This is a genomic window from Buchnera aphidicola (Astegopteryx bambusae), assembly GCF_039365365.1.
GTDB lineage: Bacteria > Pseudomonadota > Gammaproteobacteria > Enterobacterales > Enterobacteriaceae > Buchnera_G > Buchnera_G aphidicola_B.
Genome location: NZ_CP134986.1, coordinates 1 through 7058, shown reverse-complemented (window position 1 = coordinate 7058; position 7058 = coordinate 1). Strand labels below are relative to the sequence as shown.

The window sequence follows — 7058 nt, the reverse complement described above, 5'->3', positions numbered from 1 at the left end:
AATATTTTTTCTCAATAAAAAAGTTTCTTTATAAAATATATTTTGTATAAAAAAATAAAAATATTCTACAATTTATTTTTTTATTTATATATTAAAAATATTTTTCATTTAAATAAAAAAATTTCAATAAATTATTAAAATTTTTCATATAATAAAAAACATAAATACATTATAATTTATATTTTTATATTTGTTCAAAAAATATAAAATATATTATTTTAATAAAAATAAAATATTAATTAAAATATTTATATAAATGTATTATTATTTATTAAAATAATATATTTTAAATATTTTTAAAAATACATTACAAATATTACATAAAATATATAAAAATGTTAAGGTAAATTTATAAAAATGGAAAAAATAATTGCTAATATAATATATGCCTCAAGATGGTTAATGTTTCCTGTATATGTCGGTTTATCATTTGGATTTATTTTACTAACTTTAAAATTTTTTCAACAAGTTATTTGTGTTATTCCTGAAATTTTCAGTATGTCAGAGTCCGGATTAGTTTTAATAGTATTATCTTTAATAGATATAGCTTTAGTAGGAGGACTATTGGTAATGGTTATGTTTTCAGGATACGAAAATTTTATCATGAAAATGGAAAAAGCAAAAGAAAATAAAAATAGACTTAGTTGGATGGGTACAATGGATGTAAATTCAATAAAAAATAAAGTAGCTTCTTCTATAGTTGCAATATCTTCTGTTCATTTATTAAGAATATTTATGAATACAGAAAAAATATTAGACAACAAAATAATGTGGTATGTAATAATACATATAACATTTATAATATCTGCTTTTGGTATGGCATATATAGATAAAATGAGTAAAAAAAAATATAATCATAAATAAAAAATAATTTTTTAAAATAAAATTTAAATAATATAATAAAAATATTTTTATATAAAAAAAATTAAAAAAAATATTTTAAAGTAAGTTTTTTATTTCTTAAAATTAAAATACAAAATTTTTTTTAATATTTTTTATATAAATTTAATATAAAAATTTTTTAAATTTATATATTTTTTATTTTATATATTATAAAAATTAATAAAATATTTTTTTTGTTATTTTACAAAAAATATTACTGTGAATTAGTAAAATTTTTATTAATAATTTTATATTTTCTTATACTATTTAAAACATTAATTATAGATAATACATAAGATTTTGTAAAACTAGAAGTAATTTTTTCCCCATAAAAATTTAATTTTTTATATGATATAGAGATTTTTACTTTATTCAAAATATTTTTTTTATAATTTTTAGATTCTGAAGAAAATCTTTTTAATTTTATATTATTTATTTTAGAAATTTTTCTTAACAATTTTAAAGTTGAGTGAACAAAACTTGATTTATAAAAAATAGACATTTTTTTAATTTCTTTTCCACATTTTAATTTTATTAAAATTTTACTTTTATTATCATATTTTTTTAAGATTTCCAAATAAATCAATTTAAAATATTTATTTTCTTTATAAAAATTTTTTGTAAATGCTAAAGATTCTAAATCATAATTAAACACTCTTCCTTGTTTATCTGCTAATTTTATAAAATTTTTATAAAGCTTATTCAAATCATATTTTTCTTTTGAATATCCCATATTTTTCATGCAAAATTTTATAGCAGCTCTTCCTGATCTTGATGTCAAGTTAAAATCTCTTTTTTTTGAACCAATTGTTTCTGGAGAAATTATTTCATAATTTTTTCTATTTTTTAAAATACCATCTTGGTGTATACCAGAAGAATGTGAAAAAGCATTTTTACCAATTATAGGTTTATTTTGTGAAATTTTAAAATTACATATTTGACTTATTTTTTTACTAGTTTTATATATATTTTTAATGTTTATATTAGTTTTAAAATTTAAAATATCTTTTCTAGTGTTTATAGTCATAATTATCTCTTCTAAAGCGGTATTACCAGATCTTTCACCTATACCACATATTGTACCTTCTATTTGTCTAGCACCATTTTGTATTGCAGTTATAGAATTTCCTGAAGCCATTCCTAAATCATTATGACAATGCACTGATAATTTTGCTTTATCTATATTAGGAACCCTATTCATTATATTATTTATTATTTTTGAAAATTCTGAAGGTATAGTATATCCTACAGTATCTGGTATATTTATTGTAGTAACACCATGTTCTATTACTTTTTCTATTATTTTACATAAATTATCTATTTTTGTTCTAACTGCATCTTCACAAGAAAATTCTATATCATCAGTATATTTTTTAGCTCTCAAAACTGATCTAACTGACATATCTAATATATCTGTAAAATTTTTTTTCAACTTATATTTTATATGAAGATCAGAAGTTCCAATAAACAAATGAATTCTAAATAATTTGTTATAACTATATTTCATAGCTTTATAAGCTGTATCAATATCTTTGTCAATACACCTAGCTAAACTACATATTTTACTATTTTTGATATGTTTAGAAATTAATTTAACTGATTTAAAATCTTCTGGAGAAGAAATAGGAAATCCTGCTTCTATTATATCTATCCCCATTTTTTCTAATAAAATTGCAATTTTTAATTTTTGTAAAGAAGTTAAACTATATAATAAAGATTGCTCACCATCTCGTAAAGTAGTATCAAATATAATAATATTTTCTTTCATATATTTCTATCCTTAAAAGATTTATAATAAAATTATATAAATATTAAAAATAAATTTTATTATAATATAATATTAAATTTTAATAAAATTTATTTTTCTTTTCATATTCTTCTATTTTTTTCTTATATTTAATAGTATAATCTATTCTATCTAATCCGTTTACTATACAGTAATGATAAAATGAATTTATTTTAAAAAAATAATTTTTATCCATTATATTTACATATTTTTTAACTAAATTTATTTTTGCTATAATTATTTTATTGTTTTCTGTTAAATAAAATATTTCATCTATTATTTTTTTTGAAAATACAATAAGTAAAATACCATTATTAAAACTATTATTATAAAATATATCTGAAAAACTAGAAGATAAAATCACTCTAAATCCAAAATCTTTTATTGCCCATACAGCATGTTCTCTAGAAGAACCACACCCAAAATTTTCTCTTGTTAGCAAAACACTAGAATTTTTATAAATATTTTTATTTAATATAAATTTTTTATTTATATTTTTTATATTATTTTCCAAATATCTCCAATTAAAAAATAAATATTTCCCAAAACCATTTTTAGTTATTTTCTTCAAAAATTGTTTTGGGATTATTATATCAGTATCTATATTAGATACATTTAATGGTAAAATTTTACCAACATGCTTTGTAAATTTTTTCATTTTATAAATATTTAATCCTATTATTATTTTTTTAATTTAAATTTCTCTAACATCTACTATTTTTCCGTATATAGCTGCAGCTGATGCCATTGCAGGACTAGCTAAATGAGTTCTGCCTCCTAATCCTTGTCTACCTTCAAAATTTCTATTACTAGTAGATATACACCTTTCTCCAAAATTTAATTTATCTTCATTCATTGCTAAACACATAGAACATCCAGGTAATCTCCATTCAAATCCTGATTCAATAAAAATTTTATCTATTCCTTCTTTTTCTGCTTGTAATTTAACACTCTTAGATCCTGGCACTACTATAGCTTTAACATTTTTATGAACTTTTTTATTAATTAAAATTTTTGCAGCTTCTCTTAAATCTTCAATTCTAGAATTTGTGCAAGATCCTATAAAAACCTTATCTATTTTAATATTCTTTAAATATTCACCAGCATGTAAATTCATGTACTTTAATATTTTTATAACATTTTCTTTTTCATAAAAATTTTTATATTTACTAATTGAAGGTATTTTTTCATTAATATCAATAGTTTGACTTGGATTAGTACCCCAAGTAATTTGAGGAGATAAATTTTTAATATTAAAAAAAAATTTTTTATCAAAAAAAGAATGTTTATCCGATTTTAACGTTTTCCAATAATTTTTCGCTTTTGTCCAAAGTTTTTCTTTTGGAGAATATTTTTTATTTTTTAGATATTCATAAGTTTTTTTATCTGGAGATATTATTCCTGATTTTGCTCCTAATTCTACAGACATATTACAAATTGTCATTCTTCCTTCCATACTTAGACTAGATATAGTATCACCACAAAATTCTATAACATAACCATTACCTATTGAAGTACTTAATTTTTTTATTATATATAATATAATATCTTTTGCATAAACATATTTAGGTATTTTACCAGAAATTTTTATTTTCATATTTTTATATCTAATTTGTGGTAAAGTTTGTGTAGTCAAAACATGTTCTACTTCAGAAGTTCCAATTCCAAATGATAATGCTCCAAATGCTCCATGAGTAGACGTATGAGAGTCTCCACAAACAATAGTAGATCCGGGCAATGTTAATCCATTCTCTGGACCTATTACGTGTACTATACCTTGTTTAGGATGATTTAAATCAAATAATTTTATTTTATGTAATTTACAATTTTTTATTAATTCTTTTATTTGAATATATGAAAATTTTTCAAATTTATGTATATTTTTTTTTTTAGTAGAAACATTATGATCCATTGTAGCAAAAGTTTTTTTTGGCATTCTTACATATCTACCCTTTTCTTTCATAGAAAAAAATGCTTGAGGTGATGTAACTTCATGTAATAAATGTAAATCTATATAAATTAAAGGTGTTTCATTTTTTTTTTCATATATTAAATGAGAATTATATAACTTCTCATACAAAGTATTTTCTTTTTTCATTTTTTTCCTATTTTTTTTTTTTAAAAATATCTGCAATTATGTTACCCATTTTTTCAGTAGAAACATAATTTTTATTATAACTAATGTCTTTAGTTCTATATCCAAGTTTTAATGCTTCTTTTACAGAGTCATTAATATTTTTAGATATTTTTTTTTCTTTTATAGAATATTTTAACAACATTGAAAGAGATAAAATTTGAGCTATAGGATTTGCAATATTTAAATTTTTAATATCTGGAGCTGAACCTCCTGATGGCTCATATAAACCAAAACCATCTTCATTTATACTCGCTGATGGTAACATACCTATTGATCCTATTATTGCAGCACATTCATCAGAAATTATATCGCCAAACATGTTTGAACATAATATTACATCAAAAGAGCTAGGATTTTTTATTATCTGCATAACAGCATTATCTATATATAAATGATTTAATTTTACATCACTATATTTTTTAGAAACTTCTTCTACAACATTTCTCCATAACATTGAACTTTTTAAAACATTAGATTTATCTATTGAAGTCAAATTTTTTTTTCTTTTTCTAGATATTTTAAAAGCAATGTTTGCTATTCTGTATATTTCTTTTCTATTATATTTTTCTGTGTCATAAGCATATTTTATATTCATATTACTATCATATTTAAATTTAGAATTTCCAAAATATATCCCACCTATTAACTCTCTAACACAAATTATATCTATACCATTCTTAATTATATTTTTCTTTAGCGGAGATAAATTTTTTATAGAAGAATATAATTTAGCGTGTCTAATATTACAAAACAAATTAAATTTTTTTCTTATAAATAATAATGAATCTTTTTCTAAAGAATTTTTTTTATAATCTATATTAAAATTTTTTTCTCCTATTGACCCAAATAAAATTGCATCAGAATTTTTACATCCTTCTATAGTTTCTAAAGGCATAACAGTATTATATTTTTTTAAAGCAGAATAACCAACTAAAAATTCTTTATAAGATATTTTTAAAGAATAAATTTTATTAATCAATTCTATTATTTTATATGCTTGTTTCATTACTTCAGGTCCAATTCCATCACCTGGTAAAATTGCTATTTTACATTTTTTAACATTTTTCATTTGATTTAAATTTTATTGTATAATATTAAAAAAAATATAAATAAAATTAATGTATTTTGTTTCACAAAAAATTTATATATTTTTTTTATTACATATTATTAAAAATAATTTATTTTACAAAAATTTACAAATTTTTTTTATTAAAAATTCTTATTAATATTTTTCATGTATAATTTCTTTTTTAAAAGATTTTAAATAATGTTATTTTGCATCTATTTCTTTGATTGCATATAAAAATTTTGTCACATGCATCTATTTTTAAAAAAAAAATATAAATAACAAACAATAGTAAAATTTTTTTAAAACAAAAAAATTTATATTTTAGTAATTTAATAAAACTTTGGTATAGGACAAGTAGCTAATTTTCTTAAATAATAATATTCAATATTTATTTGTTTTTTTAAACCTTTAGCTCCAAGAGTAGTCAACTCCATTACAGAATATCTTGCTACTAATGATCTTAAAATTTTTTGTTTAGCAATCTTTTCATCCATATAAAAAAATTTTTTAGCTTTAATACGTTTTCTATAAAAAATATGTTTCATATGTCTATATTTTAATATTCCTCTTATTCTTTTCTCTTTTCCTATTCTTTTAGCTTCTACAAAAGTAATTTTTTTTAATCCTTTTTTTACTAGCCCTTTATTTATCCATCCTAATTGTTGTTTTTTAGCATTATGTAATTTTTTATTAGATATACCGATTAATTCAAAAAATAACGGTGTTAACATTATCATTTTTGGAGTATAATTTCCTATTACCTTATCCCAAATTTTTTTACATTTTACAAAACCCATAGGTTCCATAAATTCTGTTATTAATCTAGAAGCTCTAGTAATAGATTTATTACCTGCTTTAGATATAGTAGATAAATTGCATTCATCAGCTAATTGTTCTACTGAAGCTTGAACTAAATCTGAAGTAATATTAAAATGATATATCATAGCTTTTACCATAACTCTCATAGCACATGCTCTATGTTCATTTAGTCTTCTTTTTCTATTTAATAAAACACCAGTATTAGGATTTTTAGGTTGTATTATATAATTAATTTCTGATCTTGCTACATCTACAAACGAAGCCATTTTCATTGCATAATTTATAAAAGCTGGTCTATTTTTATCTTTTTTAGGAGGTATAAATTTAGGATTTTTATTAAAAACATAATTTTTTCTATAATACAT

6 protein-coding genes are annotated in these 7058 nt (G+C 19.8%); 1 reads left to right on the top strand and 5 read right to left on the bottom strand.

The genetic code is table 11. The annotated features are described in order from the left end of the window. Positions 1-357 precede the first annotated feature (357 nt). A complete protein-coding gene (locus tag RJD44_RS02110; RefSeq protein ID WP_343190131.1) occupies positions 358-864 on the top strand; it encodes a TIGR00645 family protein in 507 nt (168 codons plus the stop codon). Between the two features lie 232 nt (positions 865-1096). On the opposite strand, the gene leuA is transcribed toward RJD44_RS02110, so the two are convergent. The 5 genes from leuA to repA form a co-directional block, all read right to left on the bottom strand. After that, positions 1097-2650 carry a 2-isopropylmalate synthase gene (gene leuA / locus RJD44_RS02105; RefSeq protein WP_343190130.1) on the bottom strand — a complete coding sequence of 518 codons (1554 nt, stop codon included), beginning with the start codon at positions 2648-2650 and terminating at the stop codon, positions 1097-1099. 79 nt (positions 2651-2729) lie between these two features. Then, the gene (leuD, locus tag RJD44_RS02100; RefSeq protein WP_343190129.1) at positions 2730-3326 is read right to left on the bottom strand and encodes a 3-isopropylmalate dehydratase small subunit; all 597 of its coding nucleotides are present in this window, start codon (positions 3324-3326) and stop codon (positions 2730-2732) included. Positions 3327-3362: 36 nt separating this feature from the next. Continuing rightward, entirely contained in the window at positions 3363-4766 is a 1404-nt protein-coding gene (leuC, locus tag RJD44_RS02095) for a 3-isopropylmalate dehydratase large subunit (protein WP_343190134.1), read from the bottom strand. 7 nt (positions 4767-4773) lie between these two features. Then, complete coding sequence (gene leuB / locus RJD44_RS02090) at positions 4774-5874, bottom strand: 3-isopropylmalate dehydrogenase (RefSeq protein ID WP_343190133.1); 1101 nt, start codon at positions 5872-5874, stop codon at positions 4774-4776. A gap of 329 nt (positions 5875-6203) precedes the next feature. Further along, positions 6204-7058, bottom strand: coding sequence for a plasmid replication initiator RepA (gene repA / locus RJD44_RS02085; protein WP_343190132.1), 855 nt, complete (start codon positions 7056-7058; stop codon positions 6204-6206).

Coding starts and splice junctions, on each gene's coding strand:
- RJD44_RS02110 (WP_343190131.1), top strand. CDS start 358: ATGGAAAAAATAATTGCTAATATAATATATGCCTCAAGATGGTTAATG.
- leuA (WP_343190130.1), bottom strand. CDS start 2,650: ATGAAAGAAAATATTATTATATTTGATACTACTTTACGAGATGGTGAG.
- leuD (WP_343190129.1), bottom strand. CDS start 3,326: ATGAAAAAATTTACAAAGCATGTTGGTAAAATTTTACCATTAAATGTA.
- leuC (WP_343190134.1), bottom strand. CDS start 4,766: ATGAAAAAAGAAAATACTTTGTATGAGAAGTTATATAATTCTCATTTA.
- leuB (WP_343190133.1), bottom strand. CDS start 5,874: ATGAAAAATGTTAAAAAATGTAAAATAGCAATTTTACCAGGTGATGGA.
- repA (WP_343190132.1), bottom strand. CDS start 7,058: ATGTATTATAGAAAAAATTATGTTTTTAATAAAAATCCTAAATTTATA.